The organism is Mesorhizobium sp. RCAM 05104, assembly GCF_059683645.1.
In genome coordinates this window covers 3030191-3047563 of sequence record NZ_CM185033.1, presented here as the reverse complement: position 1 = coordinate 3047563, position 17373 = coordinate 3030191, and the positions used below count along the sequence as shown (strand labels likewise).

The 17373-nt window shown below is 63.3% G+C and carries 15 protein-coding genes; 8 read left to right on the top strand and 7 right to left on the bottom strand.

Annotation, left to right across the window (positions count from 1 at the left end; translation table 11 throughout):
* Positions 1–9: 9 nt before the first annotated feature.
* The 3 genes from AC56QP_RS15020 to AC56QP_RS15010 all read right to left on the bottom strand — a co-directional run bounded on the left by AC56QP_RS15020 (position 10) and on the right by AC56QP_RS15010 (position 3076).
* The gene (locus tag AC56QP_RS15020; RefSeq protein WP_489859192.1) at positions 10–1566 is read right to left on the bottom strand and encodes a formate dehydrogenase beta subunit; all 1557 of its coding nucleotides are present in this window, start codon (positions 1564–1566) and stop codon (positions 10–12) included.
* Entirely contained in the window at positions 1563–2042 is a 480-nt protein-coding gene (locus tag AC56QP_RS15015; RefSeq protein WP_489859193.1) for a formate dehydrogenase subunit gamma, read from the bottom strand. The genes AC56QP_RS15020 and AC56QP_RS15015 overlap by 4 nt, the downstream gene beginning before the upstream one ends.
* Positions 2043–2176: 134 nt before the next feature.
* Positions 2177–3076, bottom strand: a complete 900-nt coding sequence (locus AC56QP_RS15010; RefSeq protein ID WP_489863596.1) for a LysR family transcriptional regulator — start codon at positions 3074–3076, stop codon at positions 2177–2179.
* Between the two features lie 156 nt (positions 3077–3232).
* Here AC56QP_RS15010 and AC56QP_RS15005 point away from each other — a divergent pair, with 156 nt between their 5' ends.
* Positions 3233–3874, top strand: a complete 642-nt coding sequence (locus tag AC56QP_RS15005) for a DUF47 family protein (RefSeq protein ID WP_489859194.1) — start codon at positions 3233–3235, stop codon at positions 3872–3874.
* 3 nt (positions 3875–3877) lie between these two features.
* Positions 3878–4882 carry an inorganic phosphate transporter gene (locus tag AC56QP_RS15000; RefSeq protein ID WP_489859195.1) on the top strand — a complete coding sequence of 335 codons (1005 nt, stop codon included), beginning with the start codon at positions 3878–3880 and terminating at the stop codon, positions 4880–4882.
* A gap of 47 nt (positions 4883–4929) precedes the next feature.
* On the opposite strand, the gene AC56QP_RS14995 is transcribed toward AC56QP_RS15000, so the two are convergent.
* On the bottom strand, positions 4930–5307 hold the full coding sequence (locus AC56QP_RS14995; protein WP_489859196.1) for a VOC family protein: 378 nt from the start codon (positions 5305–5307) through the stop codon (positions 4930–4932).
* Between the two features lie 180 nt (positions 5308–5487).
* On the opposite strand from AC56QP_RS14995, the gene AC56QP_RS14990 reads away from it, so the two are divergent.
* Positions 5488–6663 (top strand): Mrp/NBP35 family ATP-binding protein, encoded by a 1176-nt coding sequence (locus AC56QP_RS14990; protein ID WP_489859197.1) that lies wholly within the window; start codon positions 5488–5490, stop codon positions 6661–6663.
* Positions 6664–6769: 106 nt separating this feature from the next.
* On the opposite strand, the gene AC56QP_RS14985 is transcribed toward AC56QP_RS14990, so the two are convergent.
* Positions 6770–7222 carry an SRPBCC family protein gene (locus AC56QP_RS14985; RefSeq protein ID WP_489859198.1) on the bottom strand — a complete coding sequence of 151 codons (453 nt, stop codon included), beginning with the start codon at positions 7220–7222 and terminating at the stop codon, positions 6770–6772.
* Positions 7223–7371: 149 nt separating this feature from the next.
* Between AC56QP_RS14985 and AC56QP_RS14980 the strand changes: the two genes are divergently transcribed.
* From AC56QP_RS14980 to AC56QP_RS14965, 4 genes are all read left to right on the top strand, one after another.
* Entirely contained in the window at positions 7372–9177 is a 1806-nt protein-coding gene (locus AC56QP_RS14980; protein ID WP_489859199.1) for an IlvD/Edd family dehydratase, read from the top strand.
* Between the two features lie 295 nt (positions 9178–9472).
* A complete protein-coding gene (locus AC56QP_RS14975) occupies positions 9473–10297 on the top strand; it encodes a chromate resistance protein ChrB domain-containing protein (protein ID WP_489863597.1) in 825 nt (274 codons plus the stop codon).
* Positions 10294–11685: a chromate efflux transporter gene (gene chrA, locus AC56QP_RS14970; RefSeq protein ID WP_489859200.1), complete on the top strand. Its 1392-nt coding sequence runs from the start codon at positions 10294–10296 to the stop codon at positions 11683–11685. The genes AC56QP_RS14975 and chrA overlap by 4 nt, the downstream gene beginning before the upstream one ends.
* Before the next feature lie 62 nt (positions 11686–11747).
* Positions 11748–12146 carry a hypothetical protein gene (locus AC56QP_RS14965; protein WP_489859201.1) on the top strand — a complete coding sequence of 133 codons (399 nt, stop codon included), beginning with the start codon at positions 11748–11750 and terminating at the stop codon, positions 12144–12146.
* Between the two features lie 20 nt (positions 12147–12166).
* Here the strand turns inward: AC56QP_RS14965 and AC56QP_RS14960 are convergent, their stop codons facing one another.
* On the bottom strand, positions 12167–13756 hold the full coding sequence (locus AC56QP_RS14960; protein WP_269906034.1) for a trimethylamine methyltransferase family protein: 1590 nt from the start codon (positions 13754–13756) through the stop codon (positions 12167–12169).
* Between the two features lie 185 nt (positions 13757–13941).
* Positions 13942–15435 carry a MocR-like pyridoxine biosynthesis transcription factor PdxR gene (pdxR, locus tag AC56QP_RS14955; RefSeq protein WP_489859202.1) on the bottom strand — a complete coding sequence of 498 codons (1494 nt, stop codon included), beginning with the start codon at positions 15433–15435 and terminating at the stop codon, positions 13942–13944.
* Between the two features lie 293 nt (positions 15436–15728).
* On the opposite strand from pdxR, the gene pgi reads away from it, so the two are divergent.
* Positions 15729–17372, top strand: a complete 1644-nt coding sequence (gene pgi / locus AC56QP_RS14950) for a glucose-6-phosphate isomerase (protein WP_489859203.1) — start codon at positions 15729–15731, stop codon at positions 17370–17372.
* Position 17373: the final 1 nt, after the last annotated feature.

Below are 17373 nucleotides of genomic sequence, written 5' to 3'. Positions count from 1 at the left end.
TGCCAGCTCCTATTCAGCAGCCACGCGCACGGGCGCAGGCTTGAAGTCGTCGGGGAAATGGGTGATCGAGCTCATCACAGGGTAAGGCGTGAAGCCGCCCAGCGCGCAAAGCGAGCCGAATTTCATCGTGTTGCAGAGGTCGGTGACCAGCGCCAGGTTCTTCTCCGGCTCGATGCCGGCAGCGAGCCTGTCGATGGTCTCGACACCGCGCGTCGAGCCGATGCGGCAGGGCGTACACTTGCCGCAACTTTCGATGGCGCAGAACTCCATGGCGAAGCGCGCCTGCTTCAGCATGTCGGCAGTGTCGTCGAACACCACGATGCCGGCATGGCCGATCAGCCCGTCCTTGGCCGCGAAGGCCTCATAGTCGAATGGCGTGTCGAACAGCGCGCGCGGAAAATAAGCACCGAGCGGCCCGCCGACCTGCACCGCCTTCACCGGCCGGCCGGTCGCGGTGCCACCGCCGATATCGTCGACGATCTCGCCCAGCGTCATGCCGAAGGCGGCCTCGAACAGGCCTGCATATTTGACATTGCCGGCGATCTGGATCGGGATCGTGCCGCGCGAGCGGCCCATGCCGAAATCCTTGTAGAAGGCTGCACCCTTGTCCATGATGACAGGCACGGAAGCCAGCGAGATGACATTGTTGATGACCGTCGGCTTGCCGAACAGCCCCTTGTGAGCCGGTAACGGCGGCTTTGCGCGCACCATGCCGCGCTTGCCTTCGAGTGAGTCGAGCAGCGCCGTCTCTTCGCCGCAGACATAAGCGCCTGCGCCGACGCGGATCTCCATATCGAAAGCGTTGGACGAGCCCAGCACGCTGGCGCCAAGGACACCAGCCTTGCGGGCGACCTCGACGGCCTTGTTCATCACCGCCACCGCATGCGGATATTCCGAGCGGATATAGACAAAGCCTTTGGTCGCACCCGTGGCGATGCCGGCGATCGTCATGCCTTCGATCAGCACGAAGGGATCGCCCTCCATGATCATGCGGTCGGCGAAGGTGCCCGAGTCGCCTTCGTCGGCGTTGCAGACGATGTATTTGCGGTCGCCAACGGTATCGAGCACCGTCTTCCACTTGATGCCGGTTGGGAAGCCCGCACCACCGCGCCCGCGCAGCCCGGATTCAGTCACTTGGGCAACAATGGCGGCGGGCGTCAGTTTCAACGCGTTCGTCAGTCCATTCAACCCGCCATGATTCTTGTAGGATTCGAGCGACAGCGGATCTGTGACGCCGCAGCGGGCGAAAGTCAGCCGTGTCTGCTTAGCCAGGAACGGAATCTTGTCAGGCGCGCCCAGCCAGCGTTTGTGATGGCCGCCGGTGAGGAAGCCGCAGTCGAACAGGCTTTTGACGTCGGAGGGTTTCACCGGCCCATAGGCAACGCGGCCATTTGCCGTCGCCACTTCGACCATCGGTTCGAGGAAATAGGCGCCGCGCGAGCCGTTGCGCACGATCTTGGCTTCAATGCCGCGCTCGGCGAGTTCACTTGCGATTGCCTTGGCGACCTTTTCGGCACCCAGCGCCAGCGCGCCGGAATCGCCGGGAATGTAGATGCGGGGGATCATGAGCGCACCTCGGCAACGATCTCTTCGATCTTTTCGTCATCGAGCCGCCCGATCACCTCGCCGTCCAGCATTGCCGACGGCGAACAGGCGCAAAGCCCGAGGCAATAGACCGGCTCGAGTGTAACCGATCCGTCGCGGGTGGTCTCGTGGAAACCGATGCCGAGCAATTGCTTGATCTTGGCGGCGACGGCGTCCGAACCCATCGACTGGCAGGATTCTGCCTGGCAGAGCTTCAGCACATGCCGGCCGGCCGGATGGCGGCGGTAATCATGGTAGAAGCTGACGACGCCGTACACCTCGGCCCTGGAAATGTTCAGCGCCTCGGCGATGACAGGCAGCGAATCCTGCGGCACATGGCCGAACTCTTCCTGGATGCCGCGGAGGATCGGCAGCAGCGGGCCTTCCAGCCCCCTCATCTCCTGGATGATCGCCGCCGTGCGCGATGCGATCTCGGTACTTGCAGGCTGCATGGTCATGCAGCGCCCTCCCTGGTCGATAGCTTTTTTCGCTAAGTCTTTACAAAATCAGAGGAAACCCGCGAAATCAATATCGCTGTCCCGTCGATCGATAGAGATCTTCTATCGATCGTGTTCAGCCTGCATTGTCTAGCCTAGCGCTGGGCGTGGAAATCGTCCGCCAGCGCCATCGCCTCGTCCAACAGCGCCGAGACCAGCGGCGTGTGCGGCTCGCGCGGGGCTGCCACCAGCCCGACGGTGTGGCTGGCATCCGGTTCGACGATCGGGATGGCCCGGACCGGTTCGGAAAAGCCGAATGTTTCCGCAAGGTTGAGCGGCATGATCGACGACCATTTGCCGGTGCGGATGTGGGAAAACAGCACGATCATCGAGTTGGACTCCAGCGTCGGGCGCACCTGTACGCCGGCCTCGGCTAGATGCTGGTCGATGATGCGGCGGTTCTGCATGTCCGGCGTCAACAGGCAGAGCGGCAGCTGGCTGAGCTCGGCCCACGTCACTTTGTCGCGGTCGGAATAGGGATTTCCGACAGCGGTGATCAGCTGATAGCGCTCGTCATAGAGGGGCACGCTGGTCACCCGTCCCAGCGGCTCGTTGTCGAGATAGGTGATGCCGGCATCGATGTCGAAATTGCCGAGCAGCGACAACACCTCGATCGAAGTCCGCGAAAGCACCGAAAAGGTGACGCCGGGATGTTTTGCCCGGAAAGGGGTTGTCAGCCGCGCCACCATGGCCAGCGCGGTCGGGATGGCGGCGATGCGGATACGTCCGGAAAGGCCATGCCGCGCCGCCCGCATTTCCTCGCGCATGGCGCGGGTATCGCCGACGATGCGCCGCGCCCATATCAGCACCTGCTTGCCTTCCGGTGTAAGCCCCTGGAAGCGCGAGCCGCGCAGAACCAGCATCACGCCGAGCTGGCCCTCCAGCTGCTTGATCCCCGCCGAAAGCGTCGGTTGGGTGACACCGCACAGCTCCGCCGCGCGGCCGAAATGCTCTTCCCTGGCCAATGCGATGAAGAATTCCAGCTTGTCGATCATGCCATCTGTCCGGTCCTTGCGTGCAAGGTCGGGGAAATTGCGTTTCGCCGCAAGCGCTATGCGCAATTGGCCTGCATCCACATCTTTGAGCCGGCTACCTGTTTCCCCCGGCGGAATGTGGCGCTATGTGGTGGGACAGAAACGGGGAGGTCGGACATGCTGGGCTGGTTCCGCAAGCTGCTGCCGCGCGAAGATCGTTTCTTCGACCTGTTCGAACGCCATTCCCGTACCGTGGTCGGCGGCGCCGAGGCGCTCCAGCAGCTTCTCCAGGGCAAGGATATCGATCGCTGGTGTCAGAAGATCATCGCTCTCGAGGATGAGGCCGATCACATCACCGCCGAAGTCCTGCTGGCCGTGCGGCGCTCGTTCATCACGCCTTTCGATCGCGGCGACATCAAGGACCTGATCCAGTCGATGGATGACGCTATCGACATGATGCACAAGACCGTCAAGACGGTGAAGCTGTTCGAAAAGAAGGAATTCGACCCGCTGATGCAGGAAATGGGCGGCGTCATCGTCGCCGCCGCCAGGCTGGTGGCCGAGGCGATCCCGCTGCTTGCCAAGGTCGGGACGCACACGGCGCGCCTGACCGCCATAGCCGAAGAGGTCATGCGCGTCGAAAGCCGGGCCGACGACCTGCACGAGCAGGGGCTGAAGGACCTGTTCAGGAAGCATGGCCGCAGTGACCCGATGGCCTACCTGATCGGCAGTGAGATCTATGGCCAGCTGGAAAAGGTGGTCGATCGCTTCGAGGACGTCGCCAACGAAATCAGCGGCATCGTCATCGAGAATGTCTAGGTAATGGAAGCCACCATCGCCTTTCCCGTTCTCGCCGCTCTCATCGCGGTTGCGCTGTTCTTCGACTTTCTCAACGGCCTGCACGATGCGGCCAATTCCATCGCCACCATCGTCTCCACCCGCGTGTTGAGGCCGCAATATGCGGTGCTGTGGGCGGCCTTCTTCAATTTCATCGCCTTCATGTTCTTCGGTCTTCACGTCGCCGAGACCGTGGGGAAGGGCATTGTCGACGTCAGCATCGTCACCCCGGCGGTGATTTTCGCAGCCCTTGTCGGCGCCATCGTCTGGAACATCGTCACCTGGATTGCCGGCATCCCGTCGAGCAGCTCACATGCGCTGATCGGCGGGTTGGTCGGCGCCGGCCTTGCAAAGGCTGGACTGAGTGCCATCGTCTGGGCGGGGCTTGGCAAGACGGTCGCCGCGATCGTCGTGTCGCCGGCGACCGGTTTTGTCCTGGCGCTTGTCCTAATCCTCGTCGTTTCATGGCTGTTCGTCCGGCAGACGCCGTTCGCCGTCGACAGCACCTTCCGCGTCATGCAATTTTTTTCCGCCTCGCTCTATTCGCTCGGGCACGGCGGCAACGACGCCCAGAAAACCATGGGCATCATTGCCGTGCTGCTCTATTCGCAAGGCATGCTCGGCGCCAATTTCTACGTCCCGCTGTGGGTCGTCCTCACCTGTCAGTCGGCGCTGGCGCTGGGCACGTTGCTCGGCGGCTGGCGCATCGTCCACACCATGGGCTCGAAGATCACCCGGCTGAACCCGATGCAGGGCTTCTGCGCCGAGACCGGCGGCGCAATCACCCTGTTCGCCGCCACCTGGCTCGGTGTTCCCGTGTCGACCACCCACACCATCACCGGCGCTATCATCGGCGTCGGCGCCGCCCGCCGTGTCTCGGCCGTGCGTTGGGGCATTGCCGGCAACATCGTCATTGCCTGGGTTGTTACCTTGCCTGCCACTGCCGCCATTTCGGCGCTCACCTATCTCGCGGTTGGCCTGGCGGGATGACGTGAGCTCTGCGGAGCGTGGAGTGCCGACGGCAAACGCGATACGATCTATCGGTTCACAAGATTGAGGATGTTGCCATCCGGGTCCTTGAACCATGCGATCTTCATGCCGGCGCCGACATGGATGTCGCCCTCGATCGTCAGGCCGGGCATTTCATAGTGCTCGAACGCAACGCCTTTCGATTTCAGCGATTTGACGACAGTCTCGATCTGATCGCCGACCGTCCACGTCACCGCTGTCGCCTTGTTGGTCCCGGCGAACTGGGACCGATAGACATTGATGACCGTATCGCCGCTTTTGTAGACGATCAGTTCGCCCCCCATATCGTCGACCTGCTTGAGACCCAGCGTTCCTTCATAAAAGGCTTTTGCTCTCGCCAGGTCCTTCACCGCGAGATTGGCCGTCGCGTTGCTGTTGGCAAGCATGATCGTCTCCTTCCCTGGTTGGCGCTCCTCATGTCGCTCATTGAAATAGGTCGCGTGCCCCGTTTGACGACCGGCGTCCCGCTGGAGTTCTCGCTCGCAGTAGCCGGGGTGCGTCGAGGCGGCTGCTTGGTTCCGGTCGAAAACTACACTATCTGAAGTGCCGAACGCCGAGGAAAAGTCATGCCCGTCACCAAAGATACCGTCATCGAACGCCTGAAAACGGTCAACGGGCCGGACTTCACCAGCAATATTGTCGACCTCGGCATGGTTTCCGAGATTTTCATCGCCGACGGCAAGGTTTTCTTCTCGATCACCGTTCCTGCCGCCCGCGCCCAGGAAATGGAGCCGCTGCGCGCCGCCGCCGAACGCGTCGTCAAGGCGATCCCCGGCGTCGCCGGCGCCGTCGTCGCGCTGACTGCCGAGAAGAAGGGCGGCGGCATGGAGGCTCCGGTCGCGGCGCGTCCTGCTCCCAGGCCGGCACCGCCGGCCGCTCCAGCAGCTTCGGGGCCAGTTCCCCACGCCCCGGCATCGCAAAGCCACGGCAAGCGCGGCGTGCCCGGCATCGAGGCGATCATCGCGGTGGCATCAGGCAAGGGCGGCGTCGGCAAGTCGACCACGGCCGTCAACATCGCGCTTGGCCTCGCCGCCAACGGCTTGCGCGTCGGCGTGCTCGACGCCGACATCTATGGCCCCTCCATGCCGCGGCTGCTCAACATCCATGGCCGGCCGCAGACCGTCGACGGCAAGATCCTGAAGCCGATGGAGAATTACGGCCTCAAGGTCATGTCGATGGGCTTCCTCGTCGATGAGGAAACACCGATGATCTGGCGCGGGCCGATGGTGATATCGGCGCTGACGCAGATGCTGCGCGAGGTCGAGTGGGGTCGTCTCGACGTGCTCGTCGTCGACATGCCGCCCGGCACCGGCGACGCCCAGCTGACCATGGCCCAGCAGGTGCCGCTGGCCGGCGCCGTCATCGTCTCGACGCCGCAGGACCTGGCTCTGATCGATGCCCGCAAGGGCCTCAACATGTTCAAGAAGGTCGACGTGCCGCTGCTCGGCATCGTCGAGAACATGAGCTATTTCATCGCTCCCGACACCGGCAAGCGCTACGACATCTTCGGCCATGGCGGCGCCCGCCGCGAGGCCGAGCGTCTCGGCGTCACCTTCCTCGGCGAAGTGCCGCTCGAGATGGGTATCCGCGAAAGTTCGGATGCCGGCACGCCGGTGGTTGTCTCGAAGCCCGACGGCGCCGAAGCGAAGATCTATCGCGACATTGCCGGAAAAGTCTGGGACCGGGTCAATGAGGAGCGCGGTGCTGCGGCAGCCGCGGTGCCGAGCATAGTGTTCGAGTAGGTTTTCCGTTCGGTAGGCGTTGCCTCACCCTCGAACAACGGGGAGAGCAGGATCGTCAACGGGTAGCGCCAGCCTTGAACAAGCCAAGCGTTGTTCAAGCAGCGGCCTAAGCCGCGCCCACCTTCTCGCCGAACTTCGAAAAAAACTGTCCGGCCAGTTTCTTCGAGGTCGATTCGATCAGCCGGCTGCCAAGCTGGGCGATCTTGCCGCCGACATCGGCCTTGGCCACGTATTTCAACACCGTGGCATCCGGCCCATCTGATGTCAGCGTCACGTCGGCGCCGCCCTTGGCGAAGCCGGCGATGCCGCCCTTGCCTTCGCCCTGGATGGTGTAGGAATGCGGCGGCTTGAGGTTCTTCAGCGTTACCTCGCCGTTGAAGGTCGCCTTGATCGGTCCGATCTTCACCACCACGGTCGCCGCCATCTCGGTCGGTGACTTCATCTCAAGGCTCTGGCAGCCGGGAATGGTCGCCTTCAAAACCTCGGGATCGTTCAGCGCTTCCCACACTTTTTGCAGGGGTGCGGCGATGTGTTCCTCGCCTTCGATCACCAAAGCCATGAAAACCTCCCAGAGCAAGACTGCCCCGAAGCCCTAACGCACGGTTGGGTGCATGTCTATCGCACCAAAGTCCGGTTGCGACCGCGCGTCCCTCTTGCCTGCTCTCGCGCGTTGCCATATCGATTTGTCTTACAAATACGGAGACCACGATGGCAGGCGCCCCCACCAGAAAGAAAAAATTTCGCTCGCAGGAGTGGTTCGACAATCCCGACAATCCCGGGATGACGGCGCTCTATCTGGAGCGCTACCTGAATTACGGACTGACGCGGGCCGAGCTGATGTCCGGCAAGCCGCTGATCGGCATTGCCCAGACCGGCTCGGATCTGTCGCCCTGCAACCGCCACCACATCGAACTGGCCAAGCGCGTGCGCGAAGGCATCGTGTCGATGGGCGGTATTCCCTTCGAGTTCCCGTGCCATCCGATCCAGGAAACCGGCAAGCGCCCGACCGCCGCTCTTGACCGCAACCTTGCCTATCTCAGCCTGGTCGAGGTGCTCTACGGCTATCCGCTCGATGGCGTGGTTCTGACCATCGGCTGCGACAAGACGACCCCAGCTCTGCTCATGGCGGCAGCCACCGTCAACATTCCGGCCATTGCCCTGTCGGTTGGCCCCATGCTGAATGGCTGGCACAAGGGCAAGCGCACTGGCTCGGGCACCATCGTCTGGGAATCGCGCCAGCGCCTGTCGGCTGGCGAGATCGACTATGACGAGTTTATGGACATCGTTGCGTCCTCGGCGCCGTCCACCGGCTATTGCAACACAATGGGCACCGCCACCACCATGAACTCGCTGGCCGAGGCGCTCGGCATGCAACTGCCGGGCTCGGCCGCCATTCCCGCCCCCTATCGCGAGCGCGGCCAGATTTCCTACGAGACCGGAAAACGCATCGTCGAGATGGTGCATGAGGACTTGAAGCCGTCCGATATCATGACGCGGAAAGCCTTCGAGAACGCCATCGTCGTCAATTCGGCCATTGGCGGCTCCACCAATGCGCCGATCCATCTCAACGCCATCGCCCGTCACCTCGGTGTGCCGCTCGACAATGACGACTGGCAGAAGATCGGCCTCAAGGTGCCGCTCATCGTCAATCTGCAGCCGACAGGTGAATATCTCGGCGAGGACTACCATCATGCCGGCGGCGTGCCGGCCGTGGTGGCCGAGCTGATGAAGGGCGGGCTGTTGCCGCATCCAGATGCCTTGACCGTCAATGGCAAGTCGATCGGCGACAATTGCAAGGGGGTCGTCAACGAGAACATCGACGTCATCCGCACCGTCGCCGAGCCGCTGAAGGCCAATGCCGGCTTCATCAACCTCAGGGGCAATCTGTTCGATTCGGCGATCATGAAGACCAGCGGCATCTCGCCGGAGTTCCGCGAGCGTTATCTCTCCAACCCCAAGGATCCCGAGGCTTTCGAGGGCAATGCCATGGTCTTCGACGGGCCCGAGGATTACCACGCCCGCATCGACGATCCGGCGCAAGGCATCGACGAACACACCATCCTGTTCATGCGCGGCGCCGGCCCGGTCGGCTACCCCGGCGGTGCCGAGGTCGTCAACATGCAGCCGCCGGCCTATCTGATCAAGAAGGGCATCCATGCGCTCGCCTGCATCGGCGATGGTCGCCAGTCGGGCACGTCAGGCTCGCCGTCGATCCTCAACGCCTCGCCGGAAGCCGCGATCGGCGGTGGATTGGCGCTGCTCAAGACCGGCGACCGCGTCCGCATCGATCTCAGGAAGGGCACGGCCGACATCCTCGTCACCGACGACGAGATCACCCGACGCCGCGCCGAACTGCAGAACAATGGCGGCTATCACTATCCGAAGCACCAGACGCCGTGGCAGGAGATCCAGCGCGGCATGGTCGACCAGTTCTCCGAGGGAATGGTGCTGAAGCCGGCGGTGAAATACCAGGACGTCGCGCACACCAGCGGTGTCCCCAGGGACAACCACTGATTGGGTAATCATTGGTTATTCCCGGGATAGTCATCGATTATTCCCAAGGACAATCATTGATTATTCCTTGCGATAATCACTGATGCTGGGATCAACGGCAGGCGACCTGATCAATCAGGCCGCCTGCCGTTTTTCCGTTCAGCGTGGCGCACACCGGCCGTGGGCGAGAACACTCACCATCCTTGACAAGCGTGCCCAACAAATCCACCATCATGGCAAGGGGTGCATCGCGACGACCCCGTGAGGCGTCAGCCCAACGTTCGCGTCCAAGCTTCTCTTCCAGGAGGTGGACGCCATGCCGTCAACAACCGCTATCACCGTATCGCAACTGTCCCGTCTGGTCGGTCTGCCGGGTGCTCCGGTAATCGTCGATGTTCGCATCGATGAAGATTTCGACGCCGATCCGCGCCTGCTGCCAGCCTCGACCCGGCGCGATTTCAAAACCGTTTCGACCTGGGCGGCCGCGTTCGCCGGCAAACCAGTGGCCGTCGTCTGCCAGAAAGGGCAAAAGCTCTCGCAAGGCGTCGCAGCCTGGCTGCGGCACGAGGGAATTCCCGCCGAATCGCTCGAAGGCGGCTTCGAAGCCTGGCGCGATGCAAAGGGGCTTCTGGTCCGCACAGACAAGTTGCCGTCGTGCGACGAACAGGGCCGCACCATATGGGTGACGCGGTCCCGCCCGAAGGTCGATCGCATCGCTTGCCCCTGGCTGATCCGGCGTTTCGTCGATCCTCACGCGGTCTTCCTGTTTGTCGAACCCGCCGAAGTATTGGCCGTTGCCGATCGCTTTCAGGCGGTACCTTTTGACATAGACAATGTGTTCTGGAGCCATCGCGGCGAACGCTGCACCTTCGACACGATGATCGAGGAGTTCGAGCTTGAATCCGAAGCGCTGGACCGCCTTGCCGCGATCGTGCGCGCCGCCGACACCGCAAGCCTCGACCTGGTGCCCCAGGCGGCCGGCTTTCTGGCTGCCTCGCTTGGCCTGTCGCGTATGTTTCGCGACGATCTGGAACAACTGGAAGCAGGCATGCTGCTCTACGATGCGTTCTTCCGCTGGTGTCGCGACGCCACCGAAGAAACGCACAACTGGCCCGCTGCAGGCACAGGTAAACCGTCATGAGCGTTTTGGTCCCGGAGGATAAGGCTGGGAGCGTCCAGGCACCGGTTGCACCGGCCTTCGCCGAAGCCGTCAAGGTCTGGGCGAAAATCGGACTGCTCAGCTTCGGCGGACCGGCCGGGCAAATCGCAATGATGCACAAGGAACTGGTCGAGGAGCGGCGCTGGATCGGTGAACAGCGTTTCCTGCATGCGTTGAACTACTGCATGCTGCTGCCTGGCCCGGAAGCCCAGCAACTTGCCATCTACATTGGCTGGCTGCTGCACAGGACGATCGGCGGCCTCATTGCCGGCATCCTGTTCGTCGTGCCGGGCGCGCTTGTCATGCTGATCTTGAGCAGCCTCTACATGCTCTATGGCGACGTACCGCTCGTCGAGGCGCTGTTTTTCGGGGTGAAGGCGGCGGTGCTTGCCATTGTCATCGAAGCGGTGATCCGGATCGGCCGGCGCGCCCTGAAAAACCCAGTCATGGTGTCGGTCGCGGTCGCGGCCTTTATCGCCATCTATGCGTTGAATGTGCCGTTCCCGCTTATCATCCTGCTCGCGGGCCTCACGGGATGGCTGGGGGACCGCGTTGCTCCTGGCCTGTTTTCCGGCTCGGCGCATGGCAAGGGCGATGTTGCCGATATCAAGGGTGCGGTCGACCTGATGTTCGAGCGCGGCGAACTCACCCATGTCAAACCGACGACATGGCATGCGCCGCGCACCGTCGCGATCTGGCTGCCGATCTGGCTCGGACCCGTTCTCGTGGTCTGGTGGTTCACCGGCTCTGCCAGCGTCTGGACCGAGATAGGCAGGTTTTTCAGTCTCATGGCGGTCGTCACTTTCGGTGGCGCCTATGCGGTCCTCGCCTATGTCGCGCAGGCGGCCGTCCAGTCCTTCGGCTGGCTCGCGCCCGGTGAAATGGTCGACGGTCTTGGGCTTGCCGAAACGACGCCAGGTCCGCTCATTCTGGTTTTGCAGTTTGTCGGCTTCATCGCCGCGTTCCGCCATTCCGGGTCGCTGCACCCGTTGCTTGCCGGATCGCTTGGAGCGCTGCTGACCTTGTGGGTGACGTTCACGCCGTGCTTCTTCTGGATATTCCTCGGCGGCCCCTATATCGAGGCCCTGCGTGGCAACAAGGCATTGTCCGCCGCGCTGGGCGCGATCACCGCCGCTGTTGTCGGCGTCATCATGAACCTCGCTTTGTGGTTTGCCCTGCACGTCATCTTCCGGGAGGTTCGCAACATGGGCCTCGGCATGAATGTGCCGGTGTTTTCGTCGATCGACTGGCGCGCGGCGCTGCTTTCCGGCGCCGCCATGATCGCCATCCTGAAGCTGAAGGTCGGCATGCTGCCGACGCTTGCCGGATCCGCCCTTGCCGGTGTCTTGCTGCTGGCGGCGAGTGGCTAGATGTCAATGCTTTGTATTCCGCTTGCGAACCACCTAACTGGTTGGAAACGGATTGGACCATCATGGCGGGACGACGCTCTTCCCTCGGCTTCCTCGGAATGTTCGGCCGCTCGGGCGACCTCAGGCAGCTCGATGCGGCGTTGCGTGGCGCCGACCTTCATCCGGCCCTCGTGCCGGAGGGGGTGAAACTCACCATCGTCAATCTGATGAAGGATCGCTGGCCCGACGAGCCGCCCAGCCAGGCCTATCCAGAGGTGGCGCGGCTGTTCAGCTATTGCATTGCCGGACCGGAGGCCTTCGAACGATCCAACGGCCTTCAGGGCAGGCTCGACGCGGAGCGGCGGATCGAAGCAGCCCTTGAGACCGGCGACAGCTTCGATGCGCAAATCGTGCTGATGACGCTGCACGCCAAGCTGATCAGTGCCGAGGTCGTCGAGCGCTACGCACTGAGCGCCGACTGACGGCTTCGAGGGAGGGGGGCTTATCCGCCCATGCTGCCGCGCGGCAGCTTGATCATCTCGCCAAAGCGGGCGCGCAGTTTGTCGTCGAGCAGCTTGGGGACATGGCGCGGGAAGCGCTCGGCAAGGACACGCTTCTTCTCGATGATCGCCCGCTGCAGGATGTCGGGTCGGCCCTTCTCGTTCCATTCCTTCGGTGAAAACCGGTCGCCGACGGCCGGATAGAAATATTCGGTCTGCATCAGCCGCAGCGTCTGCTCGTTGCCGAGATAATGTCCCGGTCCCTTCAGGCAGACATCGGCGATGGTGTCGATCGACAGCGATTCGTCGGATACTTCGATGCCGCGCACGCAACGCAGGCAGTGGCCGAGCATGTCGTTGTCGATGATCAGGCTTTCCAGGCAGAAACCGAGCAGCGAGGCGTGCATGCCGGCCGATTCATAGACCAAATTGAGGCCTGCCAGACCGGCCATCACATCAGTGATGCCCTTTTCATAGCCGGACTGGATGTCCGGCAGCTTCGAATCCGTCATGCCGGCGGCCGAGCCGCCCGGCAGGTCGTAGAATTGCGCCATCTGAGCGCAAGCCGCGGTCAGCACCGCCTGTTCGGCTGAACCGCCCGACATGGCGCCGGTCCTGAGATCCGAAACGAACGGCCAGGTGCCGAAGATCGCCGGATGCCCCGGCTTGATGGCGTTGACATAGACGAGGCCGGCCAGCACTTCGGCCACTGCCTGCACCACAGCACCTGCGATCGCCGCCGGCGCCGTGGCGCCTGCCTGTCCGGCCGAGAGCAGGAGGATCGGGATGCCGCCCTCGACGCAGGCTTCGAGCACGCCGCAGGCGTCCTCGGCGAATTTCATCGGCGGCACGACGAAGCAGTTGGAATTCGAGACGAACGGCCGTGCGCGGAAGTTCTCCTCGCCACCGGCAATGGCATAGAGCATTTCGAGCGCTGGCTGCACGTTCTCGCGCACGGTGAACGAGGTGCCGACATGCTTGGACGTGCCCATCACGCAGGCATAGAGCGTGTTGAAGTCCATTTCGAGCGGATCGGGAATGTCGCGCGGCACCATCGGCCGCTGGAAGAAATGGATGTTGTCGAGCCCCTCGACGATGCGGGCGGCATCATAGATGTCCTGCAGCAGCGACTCGCGGTATTCGCGCTTCTCGACATCGACCAGATGGACGGCGGCTCCGGCCGTGCCGTAGTGCACACGCTTGCCCTTGATCAGCATGTCGTGCTTGGGGTCCTGGCCGTGCAGGGTGAAATTCCGTGCCGCTTTCTTGATGGTATCGAGCACCAGCGCGCGCGGGAACCGGATGCGGCCATCGTCGGCGTAGGTGGCTCCAGCCTCGGTCAGCGCTTCGATGCAGGAGGGAATGGCGTTGGCGAAGCCGACCGTCTCCAGCAGGGTCAGCACCGCCTCGTGAATGCGCTCCTGGTCGTTCCCGGTCAGCGGTCCGTAGCTGCCGCCTTCGAGACCGGCGCGTACCGGCTTGATGTCGTCGGCCAGCGGCGCGGCTCGCATGGCACGGCGCGCTTCGCGCCCGCCGGAGCGGCGCGAACGCTGATCCGCCGCCGCTTCCTGCTTTTCAAGAACCACAGACATGCAGACACTCCACCTTTCAGAGAAGCAGGGCGCGGCGGTTGGTCCACCATCGGCTGCTTCTTCCCCTTATGCTCCGACTATGCCGCCGGCATTGGCACAGCCTATGAGCCAGCCAGTCCGGTTGCATATGCCAGAGCTAAAGGACCAGAGCCGCGCGCGCGGCTCTGAAGGGATCGGTCGATGGATCAGGCGGCGGCAGGCCTGCGTCCGGCCGCGGTGGCCAGTTCGCGGATGCCGGGCTCGATGTGCTGCAGCGCGATCGAGGAGATGCCCAAGCGCATGAAACGCGAGGGCTTTTCGGTGCGGTCGAAGAAGCGGTCGCCCGGCTCGATGATCACGCTGCGCGAGGCGGCTGCCTCGGCCAGCCCGCGCGCATCGGTGCCGCGCGGCCCCTCGAGCCACAGCGACGTGCCGCCGGCCGAATCGGTCGAACGCCATTCTGGCAGGAAGGCGGAAATCGCATGGACCAGGCGCTTGCGCCGCTCGTCGAAGGCGCTCGACAGCCGCCGTACAAGCGCCTCGTGGTGGCCGAGCGACAGGAACAATGCAACGGCGCGCTGGTTGTTGGCTGGCGGATGGCGCAGCATGAAGCGGCGCAGGGCCCGCAGTTCGGAGATTAGTCCAGCGGAGGCGACGATGTAGCCAAGCCGCAGCCCCGGAGCCAGCGTCTTCGACATCGAGCCGACATAGACGACGCGGCCGGAGCGGTCGAGGCTCTTCAGCGCCTGCTGCGGCGCCTCGTCGAGCAACTGGCTGTCATAGCCGTCCTCGATGATGATCTGGTTGTAGCGGTTGGCACGTGCCAGGAGATCCTGCCGCCGTTCCGCCGACAGCGGCACCATGGTCGGGCAATGATGGCTGGGCGTGACGAAGACGAAGCCGGAATCATTGGGAATAGAAGCGGTTACGATGCCGGACTGGTCGACCGGCACCGGCTGGATGTCGGCGCCCGCGAGCCGGAAGATCGAGCGCGCGTCGGGATAGCCGGGGTCCTCCATCGCCACCTTGGAGCCCTTGGTCATCAGCAGCGTCGCCAGCATGTAGAGCGCATTCTGGGCGCCCAGCGTAACGATGATCTCGTCGGGATTGGCGAAAATGCCGCGCCGGGGCAAGAGCCGCGCCTGGATCTGCTCGATCAGCAGCGGATCGTCGCGATCGACCATGTCCGACGCCCAGTTGCGGATTTCGAGCACCGCGAGCGCCATGCGGTTGCACTCGCGCCACTCGGCGGTCGGGAACAGCGCCGGGTCGAACTGGCCGTAGACGAAGGGGTAGGACGACTTGATCCAGTTCTCGTGCTTGGCCGGCGGCGGCATGTCGCTGGCGGCGATCTGGCGGCGTGCCTTCCAGTCGATCTCATTGGCCTGGTCGGGCGCCTTCTGGTGCGGCTTGGCCGGTGTCGCCAGCACGTCGGGATTGACGAAATGGCCACGCCGCTCGCGCGCCACCAGGAATCCCTGGTCGACGAGCTGCTGGAAGGCCAGCACGACGGTGCCGCGCGCCACGCCGAGTTTTTCGGCGAGGATCCGGCACGAGGGAAGCGGCATCGAAGCGGCGATCTGGCGATCGAGAATGGCTGCAACGATGGCCTGGCGGATCTGCGCCTGCAGGGTCTGGCCGGATTCAGCCGAAATCCGGAACAGGCCGGACCATATCGCCGTGTCGTTACGCTGTGGCATGGGAGATGTTCCTCGATGGCCAGCTTTTTTCGCTTGGCTGGACCAGTCGAATGTAACGGTGGCACAAGGTGTTGCGCCAATCAATTTTTCTGATCTTTGAGATTTATGCCAGTGATCCTTCCGCCGAAACCCAGCCCCCGCGTGATGCGTTGCATCATCGCCGCATGGTGCACTGCGTCATCGCTGCGCATTGAACCGGATGGAATTCGGCTCAATAGTTTTGGCGCGACGACACGCGCCGGAAACATCCGGTCTGATATGGTGCGTCGAAAACGTCAGGAGTCCCCCCGCCAGTGGATCAGTCAGCCTTTCAAAAACAGCTTGCCGCCTTGCGCGACCATCGTGCCGCCGCACCTGCCAGCATGCGCCAGGCCTTCGCCGCCGATTCGAAGCGGTTCGAGAACTTCTCCGCCACCGACGGCGACCTTCTGCTCGACTGGTCGAAATGCGCTGTCGATGCGGTCACCATGGATTTGCTGGAAAAGCTCGCCAAGGCCGCCGATCTCGAAGGCCGTCGCACCGCGATGTTCGCCGGCAAGAAGATCAACGTCACCGAGGATCGCGCCGTGTTGCACACGGCGCTGCGCAACCTGACCGGCAAAGGCGTCACGGTCGATGGCCAGGACGTCAAGGCGGACGTCATCGCCGTACTCGACGCGATGGGCGCTTTTGCCGATGCCGTGCGTTCCGGCAAGGCGGCCGGCGCCACCGGCAAGAAGATCACCGACATCGTCAACATCGGTATCGGCGGTTCCGATCTCGGTCCGGCCATGGCGACGCTGGCGCTGGCGCCCTATCATGACGGGCCGCGCGCGCATTACGTCTCCAACATCGATGGCGCCCATATCCACGACACGCTGAAAGGCCTCTCCGCCGAGACCACGCTTTTCATCATCGCATCCAAGACCTTTACCACCGTCGAGACGATGACCAATGCCGAGACGGCGCGCAAATGGGTGCAGGAAGCGCTCGGCAAGGATGCGGTGGGCAAGCATTTTGCCGCCGTCTCGACCGCGCTCGACCTGGTGGCGAAGTTCGGCATCGAGCGGGATCGCGTCTTCGGCTTCTGGGACTGGGTTGGCGGCCGCTATTCGGTCTGGGGCGCGATCGGCCTGCCGGTGATGATCGCTGTTGGCCCCAGAAATTTTCGCGCCTTCCTGGATGGCGCCCATGAGATGGACGAGCATTTCCGCACCGCGCCCATCCAGGAGAACCTGCCGGCGCTTCTGGGGCTGGTCGGCTGGTGGCATCGCGTGATCTGCGGATATCCGGCTCGCGCCGTCATCCCTTACGACCAGCGCCTGTCCAGGCTGCCGGCCTATCTGCAGCAGCTCGACATGGAATCGAACGGCAAGAGCGTCACCCTCGAAGGCGTGGCGGTGACGACGCCGACCGGGCCGTTGGTCTGGGGCGAGCCCGGCACCAACGGCCAGCATGCCTTCTTCCAGCTGCTGCACCAGGGCACCGATTTCATCCCGGTCGAGTTCCTTGCCGCGGCCGTCGGCCACGAGCCGGAGCTCAAGCACCAGCACGATCTGCTGCTCGCCAATTGCCTGGCGCAGTCGGAAGCGTTGATGAAGGGCCGTACGCTGGAGGAGGCGCGCGCCCAGATGCTGGCCAAGGGCATGAAGCCTGCCGAGGTCGACAAGATCGCCCCGCACCGCGTCTTCTCCGGCAACCGGCCCTCGATGACCATCCTCTACCGGAAACTCGACCCGCGCACCTTCGGCCGGCTGATCGCGCTCTATGAGCACCGCGTCTTCGTCGAGGGAACGCTCTTCAACATCAACTCCTTCGACCAGTGGGGCGTCGAGCTCGGCAAGGAACTGGCCACCGGCCTTTTGCCTGTCGTGGAGGGCAAGGAAAGTGCCGCAAAGCGGGACGCCTCGACCGCTGGTCTGGTGGAATACATCCACCATTTGCGTGGGTCGGAGTGAA